Origin of the sequence: Sphingomonas sp. ATCC 31555, assembly GCF_000282895.1 — a bacterium.
Classification (GTDB): Bacteria; Pseudomonadota; Alphaproteobacteria; order Sphingomonadales; family Sphingomonadaceae; genus Sphingomonas.
In genome coordinates, this window is sequence record NZ_ALBQ01000004.1 from 23,698 (window position 1) to 45,179 (window position 21,482).

General features: G+C 67.1%; 22 protein-coding genes. 15 read left to right on the top strand and 7 right to left on the bottom strand.

All coding sequences use genetic code 11. The features are described 5' to 3' along the window. Positions 1–5: 5 nt before the first annotated feature. Genes B215_RS0101690 through B215_RS0101700 form a run of 3 tightly spaced genes read right to left on the bottom strand, consistent with a single transcriptional unit; the run spans position 6 to position 4,071 of the window. Positions 6–2,192, bottom strand: a complete 2,187-nt coding sequence (locus B215_RS0101690) for an RNA degradosome polyphosphate kinase (protein WP_019367892.1) — start codon at positions 2,190–2,192, stop codon at positions 6–8. Then, positions 2,189–2,803, bottom strand: a complete 615-nt coding sequence (locus B215_RS0101695) for a DnaA ATPase domain-containing protein (protein ID WP_019367893.1) — start codon at positions 2,801–2,803, stop codon at positions 2,189–2,191. Before B215_RS0101695 ends, B215_RS0101690 begins: the two co-directional genes overlap by 4 nt. Further along, positions 2,800–4,071, bottom strand: coding sequence for a hypothetical protein (locus B215_RS0101700; protein WP_037512807.1), 1,272 nt, complete (start codon positions 4,069–4,071; stop codon positions 2,800–2,802). The genes B215_RS0101695 and B215_RS0101700 overlap by 4 nt, the downstream gene beginning before the upstream one ends. 64 nt (positions 4,072–4,135) lie before the next feature. On the opposite strand from B215_RS0101700, the gene purM reads away from it, so the two are divergent. From purM to B215_RS0101770, 14 genes are all read left to right on the top strand, one after another. After that, entirely contained in the window at positions 4,136–5,242 is a 1,107-nt protein-coding gene (gene purM, locus B215_RS0101705; RefSeq protein WP_019367895.1) for a phosphoribosylformylglycinamidine cyclo-ligase, read from the top strand. After that, positions 5,235–5,831 (top strand): phosphoribosylglycinamide formyltransferase, encoded by a 597-nt coding sequence (purN, locus tag B215_RS0101710; RefSeq protein ID WP_037512775.1) that lies wholly within the window; start codon positions 5,235–5,237, stop codon positions 5,829–5,831. Before purM ends, purN begins: the two co-directional genes overlap by 8 nt. 69 nt (positions 5,832–5,900) lie before the next feature. After that, complete coding sequence (locus B215_RS0101715; RefSeq protein ID WP_019367897.1) at positions 5,901–6,098, top strand: hypothetical protein; 198 nt, start codon at positions 5,901–5,903, stop codon at positions 6,096–6,098. A gap of 40 nt (positions 6,099–6,138) precedes the next feature. Beyond that, positions 6,139–6,834: an endonuclease/exonuclease/phosphatase family protein gene (locus tag B215_RS0101720; protein ID WP_019367898.1), complete on the top strand. Its 696-nt coding sequence runs from the start codon at positions 6,139–6,141 to the stop codon at positions 6,832–6,834. Further along, a complete protein-coding gene (locus B215_RS0101725; RefSeq protein WP_019367899.1) occupies positions 6,834–9,119 on the top strand; it encodes a patatin-like protein in 2,286 nt (761 codons plus the stop codon). The genes B215_RS0101720 and B215_RS0101725 overlap by 1 nt, the downstream gene beginning before the upstream one ends. Positions 9,120–9,182: 63 nt before the next feature. Continuing rightward, on the top strand, positions 9,183–9,506 hold the full coding sequence (locus B215_RS0101730; RefSeq protein WP_019367900.1) for a LapA family protein: 324 nt from the start codon (positions 9,183–9,185) through the stop codon (positions 9,504–9,506). After that, positions 9,503–10,177: an orotidine-5'-phosphate decarboxylase gene (gene pyrF, locus B215_RS0101735; RefSeq protein ID WP_019367901.1), complete on the top strand. Its 675-nt coding sequence runs from the start codon at positions 9,503–9,505 to the stop codon at positions 10,175–10,177. The genes B215_RS0101730 and pyrF overlap by 4 nt, the downstream gene beginning before the upstream one ends. A gap of 92 nt (positions 10,178–10,269) precedes the next feature. Next, entirely contained in the window at positions 10,270–10,776 is a 507-nt protein-coding gene (locus B215_RS0101740) for a GNAT family N-acetyltransferase (protein ID WP_026008838.1), read from the top strand. Between the two features lie 16 nt (positions 10,777–10,792). Then, complete coding sequence (locus B215_RS0101745; protein ID WP_019367903.1) at positions 10,793–11,431, top strand: phosphoribosylanthranilate isomerase; 639 nt, start codon at positions 10,793–10,795, stop codon at positions 11,429–11,431. Then, on the top strand, positions 11,428–12,657 hold the full coding sequence (gene trpB, locus B215_RS0101750; RefSeq protein ID WP_019367904.1) for a tryptophan synthase subunit beta: 1,230 nt from the start codon (positions 11,428–11,430) through the stop codon (positions 12,655–12,657). The genes B215_RS0101745 and trpB overlap by 4 nt, the downstream gene beginning before the upstream one ends. Then, positions 12,654–13,466: a tryptophan synthase subunit alpha gene (gene trpA, locus B215_RS0101755; protein ID WP_019367905.1), complete on the top strand. Its 813-nt coding sequence runs from the start codon at positions 12,654–12,656 to the stop codon at positions 13,464–13,466. Before trpB ends, trpA begins: the two co-directional genes overlap by 4 nt. Then, entirely contained in the window at positions 13,463–14,323 is an 861-nt protein-coding gene (gene accD, locus B215_RS0101760) for an acetyl-CoA carboxylase, carboxyltransferase subunit beta (RefSeq protein WP_019367906.1), read from the top strand. The genes trpA and accD overlap by 4 nt, the downstream gene beginning before the upstream one ends. A gap of 57 nt (positions 14,324–14,380) precedes the next feature. Beyond that, positions 14,381–15,697, top strand: a complete 1,317-nt coding sequence (locus B215_RS0101765) for a bifunctional folylpolyglutamate synthase/dihydrofolate synthase (protein ID WP_019367907.1) — start codon at positions 14,381–14,383, stop codon at positions 15,695–15,697. A 77-nt stretch (positions 15,698–15,774) separates the two neighbouring features. After that, positions 15,775–16,206 (top strand): hypothetical protein, encoded by a 432-nt coding sequence (locus B215_RS0101770; protein ID WP_019367908.1) that lies wholly within the window; start codon positions 15,775–15,777, stop codon positions 16,204–16,206. Here B215_RS0101770 and B215_RS0101775 read toward each other — a convergent pair. From B215_RS0101775 to B215_RS0101785, 3 genes are read right to left on the bottom strand one after another with little or no spacing between them, the layout of a single operon-like run. Further along, positions 16,203–17,450, bottom strand: a complete 1,248-nt coding sequence (locus B215_RS0101775; protein ID WP_019367909.1) for an adenosylmethionine--8-amino-7-oxononanoate transaminase — start codon at positions 17,448–17,450, stop codon at positions 16,203–16,205. The two genes, B215_RS0101770 and B215_RS0101775, sit on opposite strands and share 4 nt — an antisense overlap. After that, positions 17,450–18,076: a dethiobiotin synthase gene (gene bioD / locus B215_RS0101780; RefSeq protein WP_019367910.1), complete on the bottom strand. Its 627-nt coding sequence runs from the start codon at positions 18,074–18,076 to the stop codon at positions 17,450–17,452. The genes B215_RS0101775 and bioD overlap by 1 nt, the downstream gene beginning before the upstream one ends. Continuing rightward, the gene (locus tag B215_RS0101785; protein ID WP_019367911.1) at positions 18,073–19,215 is read right to left on the bottom strand and encodes an 8-amino-7-oxononanoate synthase; all 1,143 of its coding nucleotides are present in this window, start codon (positions 19,213–19,215) and stop codon (positions 18,073–18,075) included. Before B215_RS0101785 ends, bioD begins: the two co-directional genes overlap by 4 nt. 331 nt (positions 19,216–19,546) lie before the next feature. Here B215_RS0101785 and B215_RS0101790 point away from each other — a divergent pair, with 331 nt between their 5' ends. Next, positions 19,547–20,917 (top strand): class II 3-deoxy-7-phosphoheptulonate synthase, encoded by a 1,371-nt coding sequence (locus B215_RS0101790; RefSeq protein ID WP_173644877.1) that lies wholly within the window; start codon positions 19,547–19,549, stop codon positions 20,915–20,917. Positions 20,918–20,937: 20 nt separating this feature from the next. Here the strand turns inward: B215_RS0101790 and B215_RS0101795 are convergent, their stop codons facing one another. Beyond that, a complete protein-coding gene (locus tag B215_RS0101795; protein ID WP_037512809.1) occupies positions 20,938–21,450 on the bottom strand; it encodes a PilZ domain-containing protein in 513 nt (170 codons plus the stop codon). Positions 21,451–21,482 lie beyond the last annotated feature (32 nt).

Sequence of the window (21,482 nt, forward strand, 5' to 3'; positions counted from 1 at the left end):
CCGGCTCAACCGCCTTTCGCGGCGAGACGACGCTTGCGCGGCGAGAGCTTCGGCACCGGCTTGCGCGCCTCGACGGCAGCGCCGCGGCCGGACAGCGACGGATTGGTCATGAAATAGCGATGCAAGTTGAATTCGCCATCCTCGCCCGGTGCAACCCGCGCATAATGGCCGTCCGCGTCCAACAGCCAGCTTTGTTCGGTATCGAGCAGGTTCGCCACCATCACCTGATCCAGCACCTGATCGTGCACGGTCTTATTGAGGATCGGCAACATGAACTCGACTCGGCGGTCGAAGTTGCGCGGCATCCAGTCGGCGGAGGAGATATACACCTTGGCGCCGTCGTTCGGCAGCGCCTGGCCATTGCCGAACGCCCAGATGCGGCTGTGCTCCAGGAACCGACCGACGATTGACTTTACGCGGATGTTCTCGCTCATGCCCGCCACGCCCGGCCGCAGGCAGCAGATGCCGCGCACAACCAGTTCCACCTTCACGCCGGCGCAGCTTGCTTCGTACAGCTTCTCGATGATCGCAGGGTCGACCAGCGAATTCATCTTCGCCCACACCGTGCCCGGCCGCCCCGCGCGGGCATGGGCGGTTTCCTCTTCGATCAGCTGGCCCAGCCGGTTGCGCAAATCGCGCGGCGAAATGCCGATCAGCTCTAGATGCTGCGGCTCGACATAGCCGGTGACGTAGTTGAAGATCTGCGCAGCATCGCGCCCTACCCGCGGATCGGCGGTGAAGAAGCTGAGATCGGTATAGATGCGCGCGGTAATCGGGTGGTAATTGCCCGTGCCGAAATGGCAGTAGGTGCGATAGCCATTGCCTTCGCGCCGCACCACCATCGAAACCTTGGCATGCGTTTTCCAGTCGATGAAGCCATATACCACTTGCACGCCGGCCCGCTCCAGCGCGGTTGCCCAATAGAGGTTCTGCTCTTCGTCGAACCGCGCTTTCAGCTCCACCACCGCGGTGACTGATTTGCCCGCCTCGGCAGCGGCGATCAGCGCGTTGATAACAGCGGGCTGCTTGCCGGCGCGGTACAGCGTCTGCTTGATCGCAACGACATCCGGATCCGCCGCTGCCTGCTGCAAGAAAGAAATGACAACGTCGAAGCTCTCATAGGGATGGTGGACGATGATGTCCTTTGCTCGGATCGCAGCAAAGCAATCGCCGCCATATTCTCGGATTCGTTCGGGAATTCGCGCAGAGAAGGGCGTGAACTTCAGGTCCGGGCGGTCCTCGTCGACCAGCAGTGAAAGGTCGCCCACTCCCAAAAAGCCGCCGGTCTCCGTCAGCAGCGCATCACTGCCGCCCAGCTCTTCCTTCAGAATGGCTTCCAGCTCCGGGGCGATCCCCTCCTCCATCTCCAGGCGGATCACGCGGCCGCGGCGGCGGCGTTTGATCGCGGACCGGAAGGTCATCACCAAGTCCTCGGCTTCTTCCTCGATCTCGATGTCGCTGTCGCGCAGCACGCGGAACGTGGCGGCACTCACCACGGTATAGCCGGGGAAGAGCAGCCAGGAGAAATGCTTGATCAGCGTCTCGATCGCCACATACCGCGCAGGCGTGCCTGGAAGGCGCACGAACCGGCGGATGGCAGACGGCAAAAGCACAAGCTCACGAACAGGTTGTCTATCGCTCTTGCGAACAAGATTGAAGATCACGCTCGATCCCTGGTTGGGGATGAACGGAAAGGGATGCGCCGGATCCAGCGCTTGCGGCGTCAGGATGGGGAAGATCTGTTCGCGGAAATGCGCCTCAAGCCATTGCTCGACCTCGCCCTCGATCGCATCGGCTTCCAGCACGAAAATATTGGCGATGGCGAGCTCGGCGCGGATATCTACCCACACCGCTTGCTGCTCGTCAGCCAGCCGCGCCGCTTCGGCGGAGATTGCTTCCAGCTGCTGCGCAGGCGTCAGCCCGTCGACCGAACGGGTATCGATGAGCTGAAGCTGCTGACCCATCAGGCCGGCAACGCGGACCATGAAGAACTCGTCGAAGTTATTCCCGGAGATGGACAGGAAGCGCAGCCGCTCCAGCAGCGGATGGGCGGGATTGCACGCCTCTTCCATCACCCGCCGGTTGAACGCGAGCCAGGAAAGCTCCCGGTTGAAATAGCGGGCGGCCTGTTCGGCCGGACTGCGCGGCGGTGCCTCCGGGGCGGCGATCGAAGCGGTTGCTGGGCTGTTCATTCGCTCTCGCTATCGTCGAAATGCGTCAAAAGGCTTGCAGCCCCCAATGTAGCCTTCACCACTGGGATCGACAAACGACCATCGGTTTCGGTCTCCAGCACATCGGCCACGCGCAGAATGGCGACATGGCTGCGTTCGATCCGCTTTGCGATCCAGGCGATCACCACGGGCGCCGCGTGCAGCAGGTGCCGGGTGAAGGCGCGCTCCACCAGCTGCGGCATCAGCGCATCGTCGGGCGGGCCGATCTCCAGCAGCGGCGACGCGGCAAGGCGCGAGCGCAGGTCGGGCAGTGCCACCTCCCACCGTGGCGGTGGCGCATCGGCGACGATCAACAGCGGGCGATGCTCGACCTGTGCTCGATTCCAGGCATGAAAGATCTCCGCCTCCACCGCCCGCTCCGCATCGTCGATGATCGCAGCACCCGTCTTCGCCGCGAAGATCCGCGCCAGCAGGCTACGGCCCGACTTGCGCGGGCCTGTGAGCAGCGCCGCCATGACCGGCCATGTGCCCCAATGTTCAAGCTGGTGGACCGCGCGGGCGTTCGATTCGCTGACCAGGAAATCAGTTTCGCTCGCCTCGGGCAAGCCAAGCGGCAGGCGCAGCTGGCTCATGGTTCCCGCGGCGTCGCCGAAGCGCGCGGCGACGGTGTCGCGGCCGGTGCGGAGCTTCCGCCTCCGGCCCGCCGGATCCGCAGCACCCCTGGCCCCTCCTGCACGCTCCAGCCGCGCGCCTCCAACGCGGCGCGAAGGCTTGCCTGCGATCCGTCGAAGGCGATGCGCATCACCGAGATGCCGCCGAGCGCTAGGCTCGCGGTCGTTGCGCTGCGCACGCCCGGCACGCTCCGAATGGCCGATTCAGATGCCGTCACTGCGGCAGCGTTGGGCGTGTCGACCTGAATCGACAGCGTGGCGCCTCCGGCGGCGTCGGCCGTGGGCGTCGCCGTCGGGGTGGGTTCGGGCGCCGCCTCGGTGAGTTCGGGCGGCGCGATCTGCGCCACCGGCGGACGTGCAGCGAGCACGGCATCGGTGTGCAACCGGCCCTCGGCCAGCGCCGTCTGATACGCCTTGTCGATGCGCCTCACCGCAGTATCGAGCAGCGCATCGATCGCGTCACCATTGTCGATGCGCAGCGCAAAGCTTGTCACCGGCACCCGGTCCGGCCCGTGGCTGGCCGCGAATACGCCGATAATCGGCCCGCCGGGATATTCGCGCCGCAGCTGCACCTCGGCGACCAGGACATCGTTCGCGCCATATTGGTCGAGGATCGTGCGCCACCAGTTGCGCCCGCGCCGCAGCGTCTGGCCGCTGTTCACCAGCAACCGGTCCGCGCCCGTGCCGCGCAGGCGCACATAGTCGATGGTGCTGCTAGCAGCACGCAATCGGTTCCATGCGCGCGCCCATGCGGTCTCGCGCTCGAAAACCTGTCCCGAACCGCCCGAAAACTGCAGCGGCACCAGCAACATGGGCGCCGAATGGGTAACGGCGATCGAAACCCCTAAAATCGAGCCTGCTTTGGACCTGTCGAACAGGATACCCAGGCTGGCGATATAGCGGTTCGGCCCGATCTGCTCGCGCTCCACCACGATGCCGGTCACGATCGAATCGAGGGCCGAATCGGACAGCGGGCTGGTCTTGCCGGTCAACTGCTTCGCCAGCCGTTCCCAGCCTTTGCGCTGGGCGATCCGCCAGCCCCCCTGCCGCGCGAGATCCGCCGTCTTACCTGATACGTCGACGGTGACGCCGCTCACCTCGAAGCTGCCGGAAGCCGCAGCAGCAGCCGTCGGCGCTTCGCCCTGCCCCCGCGCGACCATGGCCCCGGTAGCGGCCATGCCGAGCGCCGCAAGGGCGACGAAAGCGGTTTTGGGACGTCGGAACTGCATCTGCGCGCTCTTTTGGCGAAGCGGGCGTGGAAATCCAAGCGCGTTGTGGCTAGTGCCGACGCCCATGAGCGAGACCAAGGCGGGCGATGGCCCTTATACCTATGCCCAGGCGGGCGTTTCGATTGCGGCAGGCAACGCGCTGGTGCGCGCGATCGGGCCGCTGGCGCGTTCCACTCGGCGCTCCGGCGCCGATGCCGATCTCGGCGGGGTCGGCGGCATCTTCGATCTAAAGGCGGCCGGCTTTACCGATCCGCTACTAGTCGCCGCGAACGATGGCGTCGGCACCAAGCTCAAGCTGGCGATCGAGCATGACCGGCACGACGGCGTCGGCATCGATCTTGTGGCGATGTGCGCCAACGATCTGATCGTGCAGGGCGCCGAGCCTCTGTTTTTCCTCGATTATTATGCGAGCGGCAAGCTCGACAACGCGGTGGCAGAGCGAGTGATCGCAGGAATCGCCGAAGGATGCCGCCAGGCCGGTTGCGCGCTGATCGGCGGCGAAACGGCGGAGATGCCGGGCATGTACGCCGATGGAGATTATGATCTCGCCGGCTTCTGCGTCGGCGCGGTCGAGCGCGATCAGTTGCTCGACGGCAAGAAGATTGCGCCCGGCGACGTGCTGCTCGGTCTCGCCTCAAATGGCGTGCACTCGAACGGCTTCTCGCTGGTGCGGCGACTCGCGGCAGACAAGGGGTGGAAGCTCGATCGACCTGCTTTGTTCGATCAGGAGCGCCTGCTGATCGACGCGCTGATGGCACCGACTCGTATTTATGTCGCCAGCCTGCTGCCGGAGTTACGCAAGGGCAGCATCCATGGACTTGCCCACATCACCGGCGGCGGCCTACTGGAAAACGTTCCTCGCGTGCTCCCCGCAGGCACCCACGCGCGCATCGATGCCGATGCATGGCCACAGCCGCGCCTCATGGCGTTCCTACAGGCACAGGGCGCAATCGAGCCGGAAGAGATGGCGCGCACCTTCAACTGCGGCATTGGCATGGTCGCCGTAGTCCCGGCGGATCAGGCCGAGGCGGTAACGGCAGCACTTACCACTGCGGGCGAGACGGTGTTCACGATCGGCACGATCGAAGCCGGCGAGTGCGGGTGCACCGTGGTTGGCGGCGACGAAACCTGGAGCGCGCGCGAACCGTGGAGCGCCACGCACCATGGCTGAGGCGTCTACCGGCGCCTCAAGCCCTAAGAAGCGAGTCGGCATCCTGATCTCGGGTCGCGGATCGAACATGGCTTCGCTGGTGGAGGCCGCCGCGGCGCCGGATTGCCCCTATACGGTAGCACTTGTCGCCAGCGACAAGCCGGAAGCCGCCGGGCTTGCCTGGGCCGCCGAGCGCGGCGTCCGGACCTTCGCCCAGTCGCCCAAGGGCATGCCGAAGGCCGAGTATGAAGCCAGCATCGACGCGGCGCTGCGCGATGCGGACGTGGAGGCGATTGCGCTTGCCGGCTATATGCGGCTGCTATCAGATGCGTTCGTGGCCCGCTGGCGCGGGCGAATCGTGAACATTCACCCGTCGCTGCTGCCGAAATACAAGGGACTGGATACCCATGCCCGCGCGATCGCTGCCGGCGATACCGAAGCCGGCGCCTCCGTGCATCTGGTGACCGAAGAATTGGATGGCGGTGAGGTTCTGGGCCAGGCGCGCGTGGCGATCCTTGCCGGTGACACCGCCGACACCCTCTCGCAGCGCGTGCTGCAGGAAGAACACCGTCTATACCCCCGCATCCTTTCGCAATGGCTACAAGGCTGATCGACAACGGATATTTCGCCCGCCCCGCGCGTTAAGGTCGCCGATAAGAACAGGCAGAAAGAAACGGACATGCCCAGCGAATCGCCGCTTGCGCCCGAAACGAGCGGCGGGGTGGCGTCCGCGGAATTCGGCCTGGTGATGCTCGACGGGCCTGCGGGCGTGGCCGTGGCAATGACCCCCGAAGCCGCCGAGGAAACCGGTCTCAGCTTGCTGGCGGCCGCAGAAGCCGCCGCCGGGCAACGCGCGCGCGGAGAAACGGGTTATTAGGCTTGTGCAACGATGCTGCTCGCGCCGATAAGGGGCGCGGATGATCAAGGTCGCCAGCTACAACATGCGGAAGTCGATCGGCACCGACCGACGACGCCGACCGGAGAGGACGCTCGAGGTACTGCTCGAGGTCGATGCCGATGTGATCGCCTTGCAGGAGGCGGATCGCCGATTCGGCACACGCGAGGCTGTGCTCACCGCGAACCTGCTCGCCGAACACAGCCCGTGGAAGGCGGTGCACTTCGGGATGCGGGCGCGTTCGATGGGCTGGCATGGCAATGCCTTGCTGGTACGCAAGGACGCGGAGATCCTCGCCTGCGAAGCCATTCACCTCCCTACGCTTGAGCCGCGCGGCGCGGTGATGGCCGATCTGCGGGTGAACGGCTCGCCCTTGCGGGGGGTCGGGATGCATCTCGATCTTTCCGGCCTCTGGCGGCGCCGCCAGGCCCATGCCATTCTTTCCCATCTCGCCGCCTGCACCCCACGGATGCCGACAGTGATGATGGGCGACCTTAACGAATGGAGCGCTGAACGCGGCTGCCTGCACGATTTCGCTCAGCATTTCGCGTTCGCTCCCACCGGCAAGAGCTTCCACGCCCGCCGCCCGATGGCGCGGCTGGACAGGATAATGGCATCGCCCGAACTTGAGATCGGCGACGTCGGCGTGCACCGGAGTCTCGCCGCGCGCACCGCCTCCGATCACCTGCCGGTCTGGGCGGAGCTACGGCACCGCTGATGCACGAGACGCAGGAAAAGGAACTGCGGCTCGCACTGGTCTGCTATGGCGGGATCAGCCTCGCCGTCTACATGCACGGCATCACCAAGGAAGTCTGGCACCTCGCCCGCGCCAGCTGTGCGGAACGCGAGGGCACGCCGCTCGACAGCGTCTATCGCGGGCTGATCGAGGAAATCCGCGAGCGCAGCGGCCTTAACCTTCGCGTGCTCGTCGACATTCTATCCGGCGCCAGCGCCGGCGGGATCAACGCGGTTTTCCTGGCACAGGCGATCGCCACCGGCCAGTCGCTGGATCCGCTGACCGCAATGTGGCTCGACCATGCCGATGTCGAGGCGCTGCTCGCCCCCGCTCAGGCCCCGTCGCACCGCTTCGCCAAGATCTGGGCGACGCCGATCGCCTGGATGATGGCCAATCGCTCGCAGACGATCGACGAGACCGTGGAGGCCAGTGCCCGCGCCGAAGTCCGGGAAAAGCTGGAGCGTTTCGTCCGGTCCCGCTGGTTCGAACCGCCTTTCGGCGGAGAGCAGCTGCTGAACAAGCTGCTCGATGCCTTCGACGCAATGGCCCGGGGCCCGGCCGACCGTCGCCTCCTGCCGCACGGGCAGCCGCTCGATCTGTTCGTCACCGCCACCGATTTTCGCGGACATTCCGAAATGCTGCGACTGAATTCCCCGCGGGAAGTGGTGGAAACCGAACACCGGCTGGTCTTCGCCTTCAGCGATCACGGGCGAGGCACCGGCGTCGCCCATCCCGCGGCCCTCGCCTTCGCAGCGCGTGCCACCTCCAGCTTCCCGGGCGCCTTCCCGCCGCTGATGGTGGCGGAACTCGACAAGGTTCTTGCCGAGCGCGGCGAGCAATGGGCGGGCCGCAACGCCTTCCTGCAGCGCGCGCTGCCCGAGCAATGGGCGGACAATCGAGCGGAAAAGGCCGTGCTAATCGATGGCTCGGTGCTCGCAAACGCGCCCTTCCGCCCGGCGATGGAGGCATTGCGTGAGCGTCCCGCCCACCGCCAGGTGGACCGCCGCTTCGTCTTCCTCGATCCGACGCCGGACATGCGCTTCGATTTTTACGGCCCCCGGCAGGAACGCCCTGGGTTCTTTTCGACGCTGATCGGCGCGCTTTCGGAGCTGCCGCGCAAGCAGCCGATCCGCGACAATCTAGAAACTATCGCCGAGCGGTCCGATCGGATCGAGCGGATGCTTGCCATCGTGACGGAGATCCGCGCAGAGGTTGAAGCGCAGGTCGACTTGCTGTTCGGCTATACGCTGTGGCTGGATTACCCGACGCCCAAGCGACTGGCCGCGTGGCGCAAACGCGCGCAGCTCCAGGCCGCCGCAAAGGCGGGCTATGGCCACACCGCCTATGCGTTGCTGAAAGTGGACGGCGCGATCGATCGCACTGCGCGACTGGTGCAGGCGGTGCTGGGCCAGCAGGACGGCCAGCGGCTTCGCATGCTTTGCCGGCAGCTGCGCGAAACGGTGCGCGCGCGAGGCGCCGATCGGTTCGGCGCATCGCTGCCGGGCGGCGCTTCCCCCGAGGCGCTGGATTTCCTTCGTGGTCACGACCTAGGTTTCCGCATCCGCCGGCTGCGCCTTCTCGCCCGGCGCCTCGCCGAACTGGAGCAGTCGGCGCCGCGCGGGGTGATGCGGCCGATGCGCGATGCGATCTATGGTGCGCTCGCCGCCTATCTTGAGCTGAAGCGCGCCGATACCTTTGTCGATCTGCGCGAAACGCTGGTGGATGCGGAGAATCATGCCGGGCCGACGCTCGATGCCCTGGCGGCGCACATGCAGCTCCGCACGCTCGACGCGCAGACCGATGCGATCCTTTCCACCGGGTTCAGCGCACTGTCGAAGGATCTGCGGCGGCCGATGCTGCTCGCCTATCTCGGCTTCCCCTTCTTCGACATCGCCACGCTGCCCCTACTGCAAGGCGAAGGCGTGGACGAATTCGATCCGATCCGCGTCGACCGGATCTCGCCCGAGGATGCCAAGGCAATCCGGACCGGCGGCGTGGCGGCGATGCTAAAAGGCAATCAGTTCAACAATTTCGGCGCCTTTTTCAGCCGCGCCTACCGCGAGAACGATTATCTCTGGGGCCGGCTCAACGGTGCCGATCGGCTGATCGACATCGTCTTGTCGACTCTCGACGAAGATGCTCAACTACCCGCCGATCGCATCGCCGAAGTGAAGCGCCGGGCCTTTCACGCGATCCTGGACGAAGAGGCGCCGCGTCTCACGGCCATTCCTGCCCTGATCGCGGAGCTGCGCAGCGAAATCGGCTGAGCCTTGGCAAGCAGCCTTCCTCGGGCCTAGAAGGATGGCAAGGTTTGCTTGGAAGGGAGCGGAATGCGGTTTCTGAAGGTGCTATTGTGGCTCCTGCTCGGCGGCGTGATCGCCGGGTTCGTGATCTACAATGGCGAGCAGCGCGTGAGCATCCAGCTCTGGGGCGGACTGGTCGCCGATATCAGTCTGCCGCTGCTGCTGATCGTCGTGTTCCTAGCCGGCTTCCTGCCGATGCTGGTGGCCTATCAGGCGCTCCGGTGGCGGATGCGCCAGCGCTTCGCCGGGCTGGAACGCGCTATTGCTGATCTCCGCGCTGTCCCCGCCGCGCCCGCACCCCGTTTCGAGCCGGTCGCCCCCACCGCGGCGCTTGAGGAGCCGCGTGCATGAGCGGCCGTATCTATGTCGCGCTCGACACGCCGGAGCTGGATAAGGCGAAGTCGCTCGCCCAGAAGGTTCGCCACCATGTCGGCGGTATCAAGCTGGGCCTTGAATTCTTCATGGCGAACGGCGGCCACGGCGTGCACGAAATGGCCGAGATCGGCGTGCCGATCTTCCTCGACCTCAAATTCCACGACATCCCCAACACCGTTGCCAAGGCCATCCAGGCGCTGCGGCCGCTGAACCCCGCGATCCTCACCGTTCACGCCGCCGGCGGCCGGGCGATGCTGGAGGATGCCAAGGCCGCCGCGCCCGAGGGCACCAAGGTCGTCGCGGTGACGATGCTCACCAGCCTCGACGGCAACGACATGACGTCGATCGGCCTCAGGCCCGATCCGCACGAGCAGGTGATGCGGCTGGCCGAGCTCGCCCGCTCGGCGGGGGTCGACGGCATCGTCTGCTCGGGCGAAGAGGTGAAGGCGGCGCATGCGGCGTGGAAGGACGGCTTCTTCGTCGTCCCCGGCGTGCGCCCTGCCGATGCGCATGTCGGCGATCAGAAGCGGGTGGTGACGCCGCGCAGCGCGGTGGATGCCGGTGCCTCGATTCTGGTGATCGGCCGTCCGATCACCCAGGCCGAGGATCCGGACGCGGCCGCGCGAGCGATCGCGGCGACCTTGTAACTCGCCGCAAGGCCCCCCTCGCCCTCCCCACTGCCTCCGGCGCGGGAGGCGCCGAGCGCCGGAAGGGTGAGAGTAACCGTCCAAGCATAACCATGGCTCCTATCATCCGCCCCGCCACCACTGCCGACCTGCCGGCGATCCACCCAATGATCGAACGCGCCTATCGCGGCGAAACCGCGCGCCAAGGCTGGACGCACGAGGCCGATCTGATCGAGGGTCCGCGCACCAATCTCCAAACGCTCACCGCCATCGTCAACGATCCGGCGCAGGTGCTGCTCAGCGCCTGGGACGGCAACACCGCGATCGGCTGCGTCAACGTCGCGAACCGGGGGGGCGGCACCGCCTATCTGGGCCTGCTCTGCATCGATCCGCTGCGCCAGGCCGCGGGGCTCGGCCGCCAGCTGATCGCCGCCGCCGAGGCGCATGCCCGCACCGTCTTTGGCTGCACGCGGATGGAGATGACGGTGATCGAGCAACGCCGCAAGCTGATCGATTACTATGTGCGCCGCGGCTATACCGAAACCGGCGCGCGCTGCGACTTCCCGATCCCGCTCGATCCGCCGCTGTTCATGACGGTGCTGGCCAAGAAGCTGGTCTAGCGCCTACAGGGCAGCGATGCCCGCAACCGCGAAAATCTGTGGCCTGTCCACGCCCGAGACGCTCGACGCCGCCGTGGCCGGCGGGGCGAGCCATATCGGCCTCGTTTTCTTCCCGCCCAGCCCGCGCCACCTGAGCTTCGACAAGGCGCAGGGACTCGCCGCGCGGGTGCCTGGGCATGTCGCGCGCGTAGGCGTGTTCGTCGATCCCGACGACGCGCTGCTCGACACCGCGATTGCCGCCGGATGGCTGGACGTGATCCAGCTCCACAAGGTGACGCCCGAGCGCACCGCCGCCGTGAAGGCCCGCACCCGCCTCGAAACCTGGGCCGCGCTCGCGGTGAAGACCCGCGCCGATCTCGTCCCCGCCGCCGGCTTTCGGGGCGCCGCCGACCGGCTGCTCTACGACGCCAAGGCGCCGGAAGGGGCGAAGGTCCCCGGCGGCACCGGCCTGCGCTTCGACTGGACCCTGCTCGACGGCTTCGCCCATCCCCTGCCCTGGATCCTTTCCGGCGGGCTCGACGCGGGCAATGTCAGCGAGGCGATCCGCGTCACCGGTGCCCGCCTGGTGGATGTCTCTTCGGGCATCGAGGCCGCGCCGGGCATCAAGGATGTGGACAAGATCGCCGCATTCCTTAAAGCCGTGGCCCGATCATGACCGCACCCAACTCCTTCCGCGCCCAGCCCGACGACCGCGGGCATTTCGGCCAGTTCGGCGGACGCTTCGTCGCCGAGACGCTGATGCCGCTGGTTCTCGACCTGGAGCGCGAATACACCGCCGCCAAGGCCGATCCCGCCTTCCAGGCCGAGTTCGACGACCTGCTCGAACATTATGTCGGCCGCCCCAGCCCGCTCTATTATGCCGAGCGGCTGACCGAGGCGCTGCGCGAGAACGCGCCCGATGGGCTCGGCGCGGAGGTCTGGTTCAAGCGCGACGAGCTCAACCATACCGGTGCGCACAAGATCAACAATTGCATCGGCCAGATCCTGCTCGCTAGGCGAATGGGCAAGACGCGGATCATCGCCGAGACCGGCGCCGGCCAGCACGGCGTGGCGACCGCCACCGTCTGCGCGCGCTTCGGGCTCCCTTGCGTGATCTACATGGGTGCGACCGACGTGGCGCGGCAGCAGCCCAACGTGTTCCGCATGAAGCTGCTCGGCGCCGAAGTGGTGCCGGTCACCTCGGGCGCCGCGACGCTCAAGGACGCGATGAACGAAGGCCTGCGCGATTGGGTCGCCAATGTGGAGGACACCTTCTACATCATCGGCACCGCCGCCGGCCCGCACCCCTATCCCGAGCTGGTCCGCGACTTCCAGTCGGTGATCGGCCGCGAGGCGCGCGAACAGATGCTCAAGCGCACCGGCAAGCTGCCCGATCTGCTCGTGGCCGCGATCGGCGGCGGATCCAACGCGATCGGGCTGTTCCACCCGTTCCTCGACGATGCCGAGGTCCAGATGCTCGGCGTCGAGGCGGCGGGCGAAGGGCTCGACAAGCGCCATGCCGCCAGCCTCGCCGGCGGCGCGCCCGGCATCCTGCATGGCAATCGCACCTATCTGCTGCAGGACGAGGACGGCCAGATCACCGAGGCGCACTCGATCTCGGCAGGCCTCGACTATCCGGGCATCGGGCCCGAGCACGCCTGGCTGCGCGACATCGGCCGCGTGGAATACACGGCGGTGACCGACACCGAGGCGCTCGACGCCTTCCAGCTGCTCTGCCGCACCGAGGGCATCATCCCCGCGCTCGAGCCGAGCCATGCCATCGCCGCAGTGGCCAAGGTCGCCCGCACCATGCCGCGCGACAAGGTGATCCTCGCCAACCTTTGCGGTCGCGGCGACAAGGACATCTTCACCGTCGCCGACGCGCTGGGAGTGCAGATGTGACCCGGCTCGCCAACGCCTTTGCCCGCGCCGCCGATCAGGGCCGCGCCGCGCTGGTGACCTTCGTCACCGCCGGCGATCCGACGCCGGGTGCCACCGCCGCGATCCTCGACGCGCTGGTCGCGGGCGGGGCCGACGTGATCGAGCTCGGCATGCCGTTCACCGATCCGATGGCCGACGGCCCGGCGATCCAGGCAGCGAACCTGCGCAGCCTCGCCGCCGGCACTACCACGGCGGACGTGCTCGCGATCGCCACCGCATTCCGCGCACGCCATCCGGACGTGCCGCTGGTCCTGATGGGCTATGCCAACCCGATGACGCGTCGCGGACCGCAATGGTTTGCCAGCGCCGCGCGCGATGCCGGTGCCGACGGCGTGATCTGCGTCGACATTCCCGCCGAGGAAGATGACAGCCTCGGCGAAGCGCTGCGCGCCGCCGGCCTCGGCAATGTCCGCCTCGCTACCCCGACCACCGATGCCGCCCGCCTGCCGGCGGTGCTGGAGGGGGCCTCGGGGTTCCTCTACTATGTCTCGGTCGCCGGGATCACGGGGCTGCAGCAGGCCGCCACGGCCTCGATCGAAGCGGCGGTCGCCCGCCTCAATGCCGCCACCGACCTGCCGATCGCGGTGGGCTTCGGCGTCCGCACCCCCGAGCAGGCGGCCGCCATCGGCCGCGTTGCCGACGGCGTCGTCGTGGGCAGCGCGATCGTCGAGCTGGTCGGCCGTCACGGCGCGGATGCGGCGGAGCCCGTCCGTGCCTATATCGATACGTTGAAGACGGCGCTGGTCGCCGCACGCAAGGAAGTCGCATGAGCTGGATTTCGCGCGTCCGTAACGCGCTCGCCTATGTCACCACCCGTGGCGAGGAGAGCCCCGACAATCTCTGGCACAAGTGCAAGGGATGCGGACAGATGGTCTTCATGAAGGAATTCGAGGACAATCTGAACGTTTGTCCGCACTGCGATCATCATGACCGGATCGGTGCCGCCAAGCGCTTTGAGCATCTGTTCGACAAGGGCAGCTTCAAGCTGCTGCCCAATCCGAAGGTGGCCGAAGATCCCCTGAAGTTCCGCGACTCGAAGCCCTATACGGCCCGCATCAAGGCGGCGCGGGCGACTACGGGTGAGCAGGACGCGTTCCAGAATGCCAGCGGCACGATCAATGGCCACAAGGCGGTGATCGGCGTGCAGGACTTCGCCTTCATGGGCGGATCGATGGGCCAGGCGGTCGGCGAGGCGTTCATCGCCGGCGTCGAGACCGCGATCGCCGCGCGTGCGCCCTATATCGTGTTTACTGCCTCGGGCGGCGCGCGCATGCAGGAAGGCATTCTCAGCCTGATGCAGATGCCGCGCACCACCGTGGCGATCGAGATGCTGCACGATGCAGGCCTGCCCTATGTCGTCGTGCTGACCGATCCGACCTCGGGCGGCGTGATGGCGGCCTATGCGATGCTGGGCGACGTCCAGATCGCCGAGCCGGGCGCGACGCTTGCCTTCACCGGCCGCCGCGTGATCGAGAACACGATCCGCGAGAAGCTGCCTGACGATTTCCAGACCAGCGAATATTATCGCGACCATGGCCTGGTCGATATGGTGACACACCGCCGCGACCTGCGCGACACGCTGGGCCAGCTGATCGGCCTCCTGTGCGAGGCGCGCGCGGCGGCGTAATGCGTCAGGGGATGTGCAGCCAGTTTGCGCTCCCCTCCCGCTTACGGGAGGGGAACGGTGCCTGATTTCGCTCGCTCCACCGATCCCGCAGTGCAAGCCCAGATCGACCGGCTGACCCTGCTCTCCCCCGGCGCCGACATCCTCGGTTTGGATCGGATCACCCGCCTCCTAGAGCGCGTCGGCAACCCGCACCTCCGCTTGCCGCCGGTGCTTCACGTCGCTGGCACCAACGGCAAGGGCTCCACCTGCGCCTTCCTCCGTGCAGCGCTCGAAGCCGCGGGCCTGCGCGTCCATGTCTATTCTAGCCCGCACCTCGTCCGCTTCAACGAGCGGATCCGCCTCGCTGGCACGCTGATCGACGACGCCACGCTCGCGCCACTGCTCGCCGACGTGCTGGACGCCGGTGGAGACATCGGCGCGAGCTTCTTCGAAGTCACCACGGCCGCCGCCTTCCTCGCCTTCGCCCGTACCCCCGCCGATGCCTGCGTGATCGAAGTCGGCCTGGGCGGGCGGCTGGACGCCACCAACGTCATCCCCGCGCCAATCGCCACCGGGATAGCCCAGCTCGGTATCGATCATCAGGCGTTCCTCGGCGACACGCTGCCGCAGATCGCCCGCGAAAAGGCCGGCATCGCCAAGCCCGGCGTGCCGCTGGTGACGATGCGCTACGATCCGAAAATTGCCGTGGTGGTGGCGGCAGCCGGGGTGCCGGTGCTCGCCCAGGGCGGGGCATGGGACTACGCCGTGAAAGGCGATCGCCTCACCTATCGCGACGCGAAAGGCACGCTGGAAACCCCGCTGCCGACACTGTCCGGACCGCACCAGCCCGGCAACCTCGCGCTCGCGATTGCGATGCTGCGGCATCAGGACACCCTCGTCGTATCCGATACCGCCTTCGCCGCCGCAGCGACGGGTGCGCGCTGGCCGGCAAGGATGCAGCGGCTCGGCCACGGCCCGCTGACGGCGCTGCTTCCAGCCGGAACGGCGGTGTGGCTCGACGGCGGCCACAATGCCGCCGCCGGAGAAGCCATCGCCGAAACCGTGGCCAATGTTGCCGCAGGTGCGCGCTCTCACCTCATCCTGGGCATGCTTGCAAACAAAGATCCCGAAGGGCTGATCGCGCCGCTCGTTGCCCACCTCGCCAGCGTTACCGCGGTGCCGATCCCGGGCCACGCCCATCATGCCCCGGAAGATCTCGTCGCGTTGCTGGGCAAAATGGGCGTGCAAAGGGCGCAGACGGCGACGGATGTGCCATCAGCGTTGCACGCGCTGGCCAGCCACCTCGACTCCGCGCACCCAGGCACGATCCTGATTCTTGGCTCACTGTATCTCGCCGGCACTGTGCTGCAGGCGAACGCAGAATTGCCCGACTGATCGCATTCGCAGCTTATTGCGATTGACTATTAATAACAGAACGGCATGATCCCTCCCGTGCTCAGCGGGAGAATCGCATGTCGCCGAACGTCCAGACCCTCGTAACTGCCCTTCCGACGCTCCAGCCCGACGATCCCGGCGTGCGGCTGCTGCTGTTCGGCATCCGGCAGACGGGCGCCAACGGCCTGAACGATGCCAGCACTGCCCACGCATTTGTGGTCGCCTTCGGCAAAGCGTTTCGCCGTCCCTTGCTGCTGCTGCGGACTCTGATGCAGGAAATGTCGGCCATGGCTGCCGGACCGGTGCAGATCGGCCCCTGGTGCTGCCCGCGCATGACGACGTCCGAGGCCTGCCTGATCGCCGCGCTGGCGAAGGTCCGCACCAACCCGGCCGCCGCGGCGCTGTTGCTGGCAGACGTGATCGGAGTGCGCGACGCTCGAGGCCTGCTCCCCACTGCGCATGCGCTTGCTGAGAGCTTTGCGGACCTCGCTCTGCCGCTCGAAGCTTAGCCGGCGGCGGCGAGAAATGCGGGGACCAGGCCCCACACCTGGTCCAGCTGCGCGCGTGTGATGCTGTAGGGCGGCATCACATAGACGGTGTTGCCGAGCGGGCGCAGCAACACGCCGCGATCGCGGGCGAACGCCATCAGGCGGGGCGCGATGGCGGAAAGGTAGCCGTTTTCCGGCTGCTCGATCTCCACTGCGGCAATCGTGCCCATCCGCCGGTGGCCGATTAGGCCGGGCATATCGCCAAGCCGCTCCAGCGCGGACTGCTGCCATTCGCCCAACTGCATCACCCGCTCAAGCACCGGCTCGTCGCGCCAGATCGCCAGATTGGCGACAGCGGCCGCGCACGCGATCGGATTCGCGGTATAGCTGGAGGAATGGAAGAACATCCGCGCGCGATCCTCGGCCCAGTGCGCCTCGAAGATCGGCGCAGTCGCGAGTGTCACCGCCAGCGGGATCGCGCCGCCGGTAATTCCCTTCGAAAGGCAAAGAATATCCGGCACCACGGCTGCCTGCTCGCAGGCGGTGAGCGTGCCGGTGCGCCCCCATCCGGTCATCACCTCGTCGGCGATGAAGAGAACGTCGTGGCGTGCGCAGATCGCGCGCACTTCGGCGAGCAGCGCCGGGGTGTAAAAGAGCATCCCCCCTGCCCCCAGCACCAGCGGCTCAACGATGAACGCCGCCGCACCCGCGCGGCACTCCGCTTCCAGCGCGTCGAGCGTCGCCTGTTCGGCGCCAGCGCTTGGGAACGGGATGGTACCGACATCGAACAGCAGCGGCTGATACGGGCGGTTGAACACGCCACGGGCGCCGACCGACATGCCGCCGATCGTATCGCCGTGATAGCTGTGCTCGAGCACGAGGATACGGCTGCGATCCTCCCCGCGATTATGCCAATAGCCGAGCGCCATCTTGAGCGCGACTTCCACCGCGGTCGAGCCGCTGTCGCTGAAGAAGACATGTTCGAGCGCGTCCGGCAGGATCTCGCGCAGCCCGGCGGCGAGCGTCTCGGCGGGCTCGTGCGTCCAGCCGGCGAAGATGATCTGGTCGAGCTTGCCGGCCTGCTCGGCGATCGCCGCCATGATGCGCGGATTGCAATGGCCGTGGGTCGTCACCCACCAGGACGAGATCGCATCGATGAAGCTGCGGCCGTCAGCGGTGTGGATCACGGCATCCCGGGCATGGCTGACCATCGGGATCGGCTCGCCCAAGCCATGCTGGGTGAAGGGGTGCCAAACCGACGACATCAGGCGAAATCCGCAAGGTCGAAGGCGCCGGCGAAGGCTTGGGCGAGCGCCGCGGGGGTGAGCTCGGACAGCATCGGCAGGCGGCCGAGACGCTTGACCTTGCCAATCGCGGCGATGGTCGCCTCGCTGTCCTCGACCGGATCGCCGACGAACGCGATGCCGTGGATCGGCACGCCGCGCGACCTCAGCGCCTCGATCGAGAGCAGGCTGTGGTTGATCGTGCCGAGCGCGGTGCGCGCGACCAGCACCACCGGCTTGGCCCAGCGCGCAAAGACGTCGGCGTAGAGGATCTCGCGCGTCACCGGCACCAGCGCACCGCCTGCGCCTTCCACCACCAGCGGCCCGTCGACCGCGGGCAGCGCGAGGCGATCGAGGTCGATGGTGACACCGTCGATTTCGGCCGCGAAGTGCGGCGAGCAGGGCGTGACCAGACGATAGGCTTCCGGGAGGATGTGCCCGATCGGCAGGCCCGAGAGCGCTGCGGTACGTTCGCTGTCGCTGCCGTCGTCGAGCCCGGCCTGAACGGGTTTCCAGTAGCGCGCGCGCAGCGCACCGGCGAGAGCTGCGGCGAACACGGTCTTGCCGATGCCGGTATCCGTACCGGTGACGATGAAGGTCTGGGTCATGCTGCGACGGGCTCGGTTGCGGGGAGAAGCGTCGCCAGCCGCTCCGCGAGCGCGGCGATCTGGCCATGCGACACATTGTTGGTGATCGAGATGCGCAGGCGCGAGGTGCCTGCGGAAACGGTCGGGGGGCGGATGCCGCGGACGTCGAAGCCGCTGTCCTGCAGCGCGCCAGCGATCGCCATGGTCCGCACATCATCGCCGAGGATCAGCGGCAGGATCTGGGTATCACCCGCCGGTACGCCGAGCGGCGCAAGCGCGGCGCGGGCGGCGGCGACCCGCTCGGCCAGCGCGGACCGGAGGTTGTCCCCCTTTGCCACGATGCGCAGCGCCGCGCGCACGGCGGCGGCCATCAACGGCGACGGCGCGGTGGAGAAGATGAACGGCCGGCCGCGGTTGACGAGGAAGTCGCGGACGATCGTCGGGCCGGTGACCAGCGCGCCTTCGCAGCCCAGCGCCTTGCCGCAGGTGTGCAGCGTGATCAGGTTGGCGGTCGGCAGGCCATAAGCCAGCCCCTGCCCCTGCGGGCCGTAGACCCCGGTCGCGTGCGCCTCGTCGACGAGCAGAATGGCACCTTCTGCCTCGGCCAGCGCCGACAGCGCGGCGAGCGGCGCGACATCGCCGTCCATGCTGTAGAGGCTCTCGACCGCGATCCACACGCGTCCCGCCCCGCCCTCGCGACGCCAGCCGGCGATCGCCTCCGCGAACGCGGCAACGTCGTTATGCGGAGCCTGTCGGGTTTCCGCGCGCCCAAGACGCATGCCCTCATGGGCGCTCGCGTGGACGAGTTCGTCGAACAGCACGAGGTCGCCGCGCTGGGGCAAGGTCGCGAGCAGCGCTGCGTTGGCCGCATAGCCGCTGGAGAAATACAGAGCCGACTCGCGGCCGAAGAACGCTGCTGCTTCGGCCTCCAGCGCTTCGTGCTCGGGATGGTTGCCGCGCAGAAGCCGCGAGCCGCCCGAGCCGATCGGTACGCCGCGCGCCAGCGCCGCCGCCACCGCTTCGCGCAGGGCCGGCGAGTCGGATAGGCCGAGATAATCGTTGGACGCGAAGTCCGCGCCCTCGCGGGCGATCAGCCGGCGGCCGCGTCCGCGCGCAGCGAGATCGGCAAGGTCGCGCGCCTGTGCTTCGAATGCGTGCATCGCCGCGCGGCTACACCCGGCCGCGCCCGCGTGCAATCGATCCGCTCGCCTTTACCCCGTCGGGGTAAGAAAAAGCTTGCACATGTTTACCCCAGCCGGGTAAGCGGCCGGTATGACGACGTTAGCCGGTTCCAAGATCCGCCAGTTTCGCGAGGAACGCACCCTCACCCGCGCCGCCTTCGGTGCCTGGTTCGATACGCCAGGCTCGACCGTGCAAGGCTGGGAGACCGACGGCAAACGCGCCAACACCAAGGTGATGAATCAGATAGCGGCGATGGGAATCGCCGAGCATGCGGACTGGCACGTCGCCGTCCGCGACGTGGAGAGTGCAATGGCAAGCTGGACCCCCGATAGCTGGACGCGCGCCGAAGCGCGCCAGATGCCGCAATATCCGGACAAGGGCGCGCTCGACGCCGCCACCCGGCAGCTGAGCAGCTACCCGCCGCTGGTCTTCGCCGGCGAGGCGCGCGAGCTTACGGGCGCACTCGCCAAGGTCGCGCGCGGTGAGGCGTTTCTGCTACAAGGCGGTGACTGCGCCGAGAGCTTCGCCGAGTTCCACCCCAACAATATCCGCGACACCTTCCGCGTGATCCTGCAGATGGCGGTGGTGCTCACCTTCGCCTCGAAGCTGCCTACGGTGAAGCTCGGCCGCATGGCCGGCCAGTTCGCCAAGCCGCGCTCGGCCGATACCGAGGTGATCGACGGCGTCGAGCTGCCCAGCTACCGCGGCGACAATGTCAACGACATCGCCTTCACGCCGGAAGCGCGGATCCCCGATCCGCAGCGGATGGTGCAGGGCTACAGCCAGTCGGCCGCGACGCTCAACCTGCTCCGCGCCTTTGCGAATGGCGGCTATGCCAATTTGCATCAGGTCCACAAGTGGACGCTCGACTTCATGGGCAAGAGCCCCTGGTCGGCCAAGTTCGCCGATGTCGCGGACCGGATCGGTGAAGCGCTCGACTTCATGGAAGCGTGCGGGATCAACCCGGATACCGTGCCGCAGCTCAAGGGCACCGATTTCTACACCAGCCACGAGGCGCTGCTCTTACCCTATGAACAGGCGCTGACCCGGCAGGACAGCCTGACCGGCGACTGGTACGATACCTCGGCGCACTTCCTGTGGATCGGCGACCGCACCCGCTTCGAGGGCTCGGCGCATGTCGAGTTCCTGCGCGGCATTGGCAACCCGATCGGCATGAAGTGCGGGCCGAGCCTCGAGCCTGACGCACTTCTGCGGCTGCTCGACACGCTCAACCCCGGCCGGGTGCCGGGGCGGATGACGCTGATCACCCGCTATGGGCATGACAAGATCGAGGCGGGCCTGCCTAAGCTGGTCCGCGCGGTGAAGCGCGAGGGCCATCCGGTGGTGTGGAGCTGCGATCCGATGCACGGCAACGTCGTCAAGGCGGCGAACGGCTACAAGACGCGGCCGTTCGACCGGATCCTCGCCGAGGTGCGCGGCTTCTTCGCCGTCCACCGCGCCGAAGGCACCTTCGCCGGCGGCATCCATGCCGAGATGACCGGGCAGAACGTCACCGAGTGCACCGGCGGCGCGATCGCGATTACCGAGCAGGGTCTGGCCGATCGCTACCACACGCATTGCGACCCGCGCTTGAACGCCGGTCAAAGCCTGGAACTAGCCTTCCTGCTTGCCGAAATGCTTAACGAAGAAATGGCCGAACGCCGCAAAGCTGCAGCATAAAATCAACCAGTGGGCGCTGCTTATCCGAGCAGCGCCCGCACGAGCGCGACGACACCCCAGCCGATAGCGAACACGAATACCCATGCCAGAAATGCGCTGACGATGATGGCAGCCACGCGCGTGCGAATCGGCAGCCGGTCGTCCTTCAGTGCGCTCTCCGCACTCTCCTCCGACATAGTCGAACGGGGCGTGGGCAGCGGCGTCTTGGGGAAGGCAATCGGGCTGGCGGCCGGCGCGGAAACCGCCGTGCGCAGATCTTCGCTGCTCAGCGGGATCAGGAATTCGCAGCCATAGATGCCTTGGTCGCCCCACACAACTCGCGCCTCGCGAGTGCCGAGGCCGGCCACGCCCAATGCGATCTTGTCGCCGATCGCTAGGTCGGCACCCGCCACGACTCGAAAGCCCCCCGGCGACACATCCTCGATCACCACGTCCAGCGGCGACCATGCGGAGTCGCGCAGGGTCGCTTCGATTTCCACCGGGTGGCGGTCGGTCCAACGGCCGTCCTGATAGAGTCGCGCTGCAATGCCCATCTTGCGCTCCAATGAAGTGCGTGATGCGATGC

Coding starts and splice junctions, on each gene's coding strand:
- B215_RS0101740 (WP_026008838.1), top strand. CDS start 10,270: ATGGCTCCTATCATCCGCCCCGCCACCACTGCCGACCTGCCGGCGATC.
- trpB (WP_019367904.1), top strand. CDS start 11,428: ATGACCGCACCCAACTCCTTCCGCGCCCAGCCCGACGACCGCGGGCAT.
- B215_RS0101775 (WP_019367909.1), bottom strand. CDS start 17,450: ATGTCGTCGGTTTGGCACCCCTTCACCCAGCATGGCTTGGGCGAGCCG.
- B215_RS0101795 (WP_037512809.1), bottom strand. CDS start 21,450: ATGGGCATTGCAGCGCGACTCTATCAGGACGGCCGTTGGACCGACCGC.
- B215_RS0101695 (WP_019367893.1), bottom strand. CDS start 2,803: ATGAGCCAGCTGCGCCTGCCGCTTGGCTTGCCCGAGGCGAGCGAAACT.
- accD (WP_019367906.1), top strand. CDS start 13,463: ATGAGCTGGATTTCGCGCGTCCGTAACGCGCTCGCCTATGTCACCACC.
- B215_RS0101770 (WP_019367908.1), top strand. CDS start 15,775: ATGTCGCCGAACGTCCAGACCCTCGTAACTGCCCTTCCGACGCTCCAG.
- bioD (WP_019367910.1), bottom strand. CDS start 18,076: ATGACCCAGACCTTCATCGTCACCGGTACGGATACCGGCATCGGCAAG.
- pyrF (WP_019367901.1), top strand. CDS start 9,503: ATGAGCGGCCGTATCTATGTCGCGCTCGACACGCCGGAGCTGGATAAG.
- B215_RS0101730 (WP_019367900.1), top strand. CDS start 9,183: ATGCGGTTTCTGAAGGTGCTATTGTGGCTCCTGCTCGGCGGCGTGATC.
- B215_RS0101785 (WP_019367911.1), bottom strand. CDS start 19,215: ATGCACGCATTCGAAGCACAGGCGCGCGACCTTGCCGATCTCGCTGCG.
- B215_RS0101700 (WP_037512807.1), bottom strand. CDS start 4,071: ATGCAGTTCCGACGTCCCAAAACCGCTTTCGTCGCCCTTGCGGCGCTC.
- purN (WP_037512775.1), top strand. CDS start 5,235: ATGGCTGAGGCGTCTACCGGCGCCTCAAGCCCTAAGAAGCGAGTCGGC.
- B215_RS0101725 (WP_019367899.1), top strand. CDS start 6,834: ATGCACGAGACGCAGGAAAAGGAACTGCGGCTCGCACTGGTCTGCTAT.
- purM (WP_019367895.1), top strand. CDS start 4,136: ATGAGCGAGACCAAGGCGGGCGATGGCCCTTATACCTATGCCCAGGCG.
- B215_RS0101745 (WP_019367903.1), top strand. CDS start 10,793: ATGCCCGCAACCGCGAAAATCTGTGGCCTGTCCACGCCCGAGACGCTC.
- B215_RS0101720 (WP_019367898.1), top strand. CDS start 6,139: ATGATCAAGGTCGCCAGCTACAACATGCGGAAGTCGATCGGCACCGAC.
- B215_RS0101715 (WP_019367897.1), top strand. CDS start 5,901: ATGCCCAGCGAATCGCCGCTTGCGCCCGAAACGAGCGGCGGGGTGGCG.
- B215_RS0101690 (WP_019367892.1), bottom strand. CDS start 2,192: ATGAACAGCCCAGCAACCGCTTCGATCGCCGCCCCGGAGGCACCGCCG.
- B215_RS0101790 (WP_173644877.1), top strand. CDS start 19,547: ATGGCAAGCTGGACCCCCGATAGCTGGACGCGCGCCGAAGCGCGCCAG.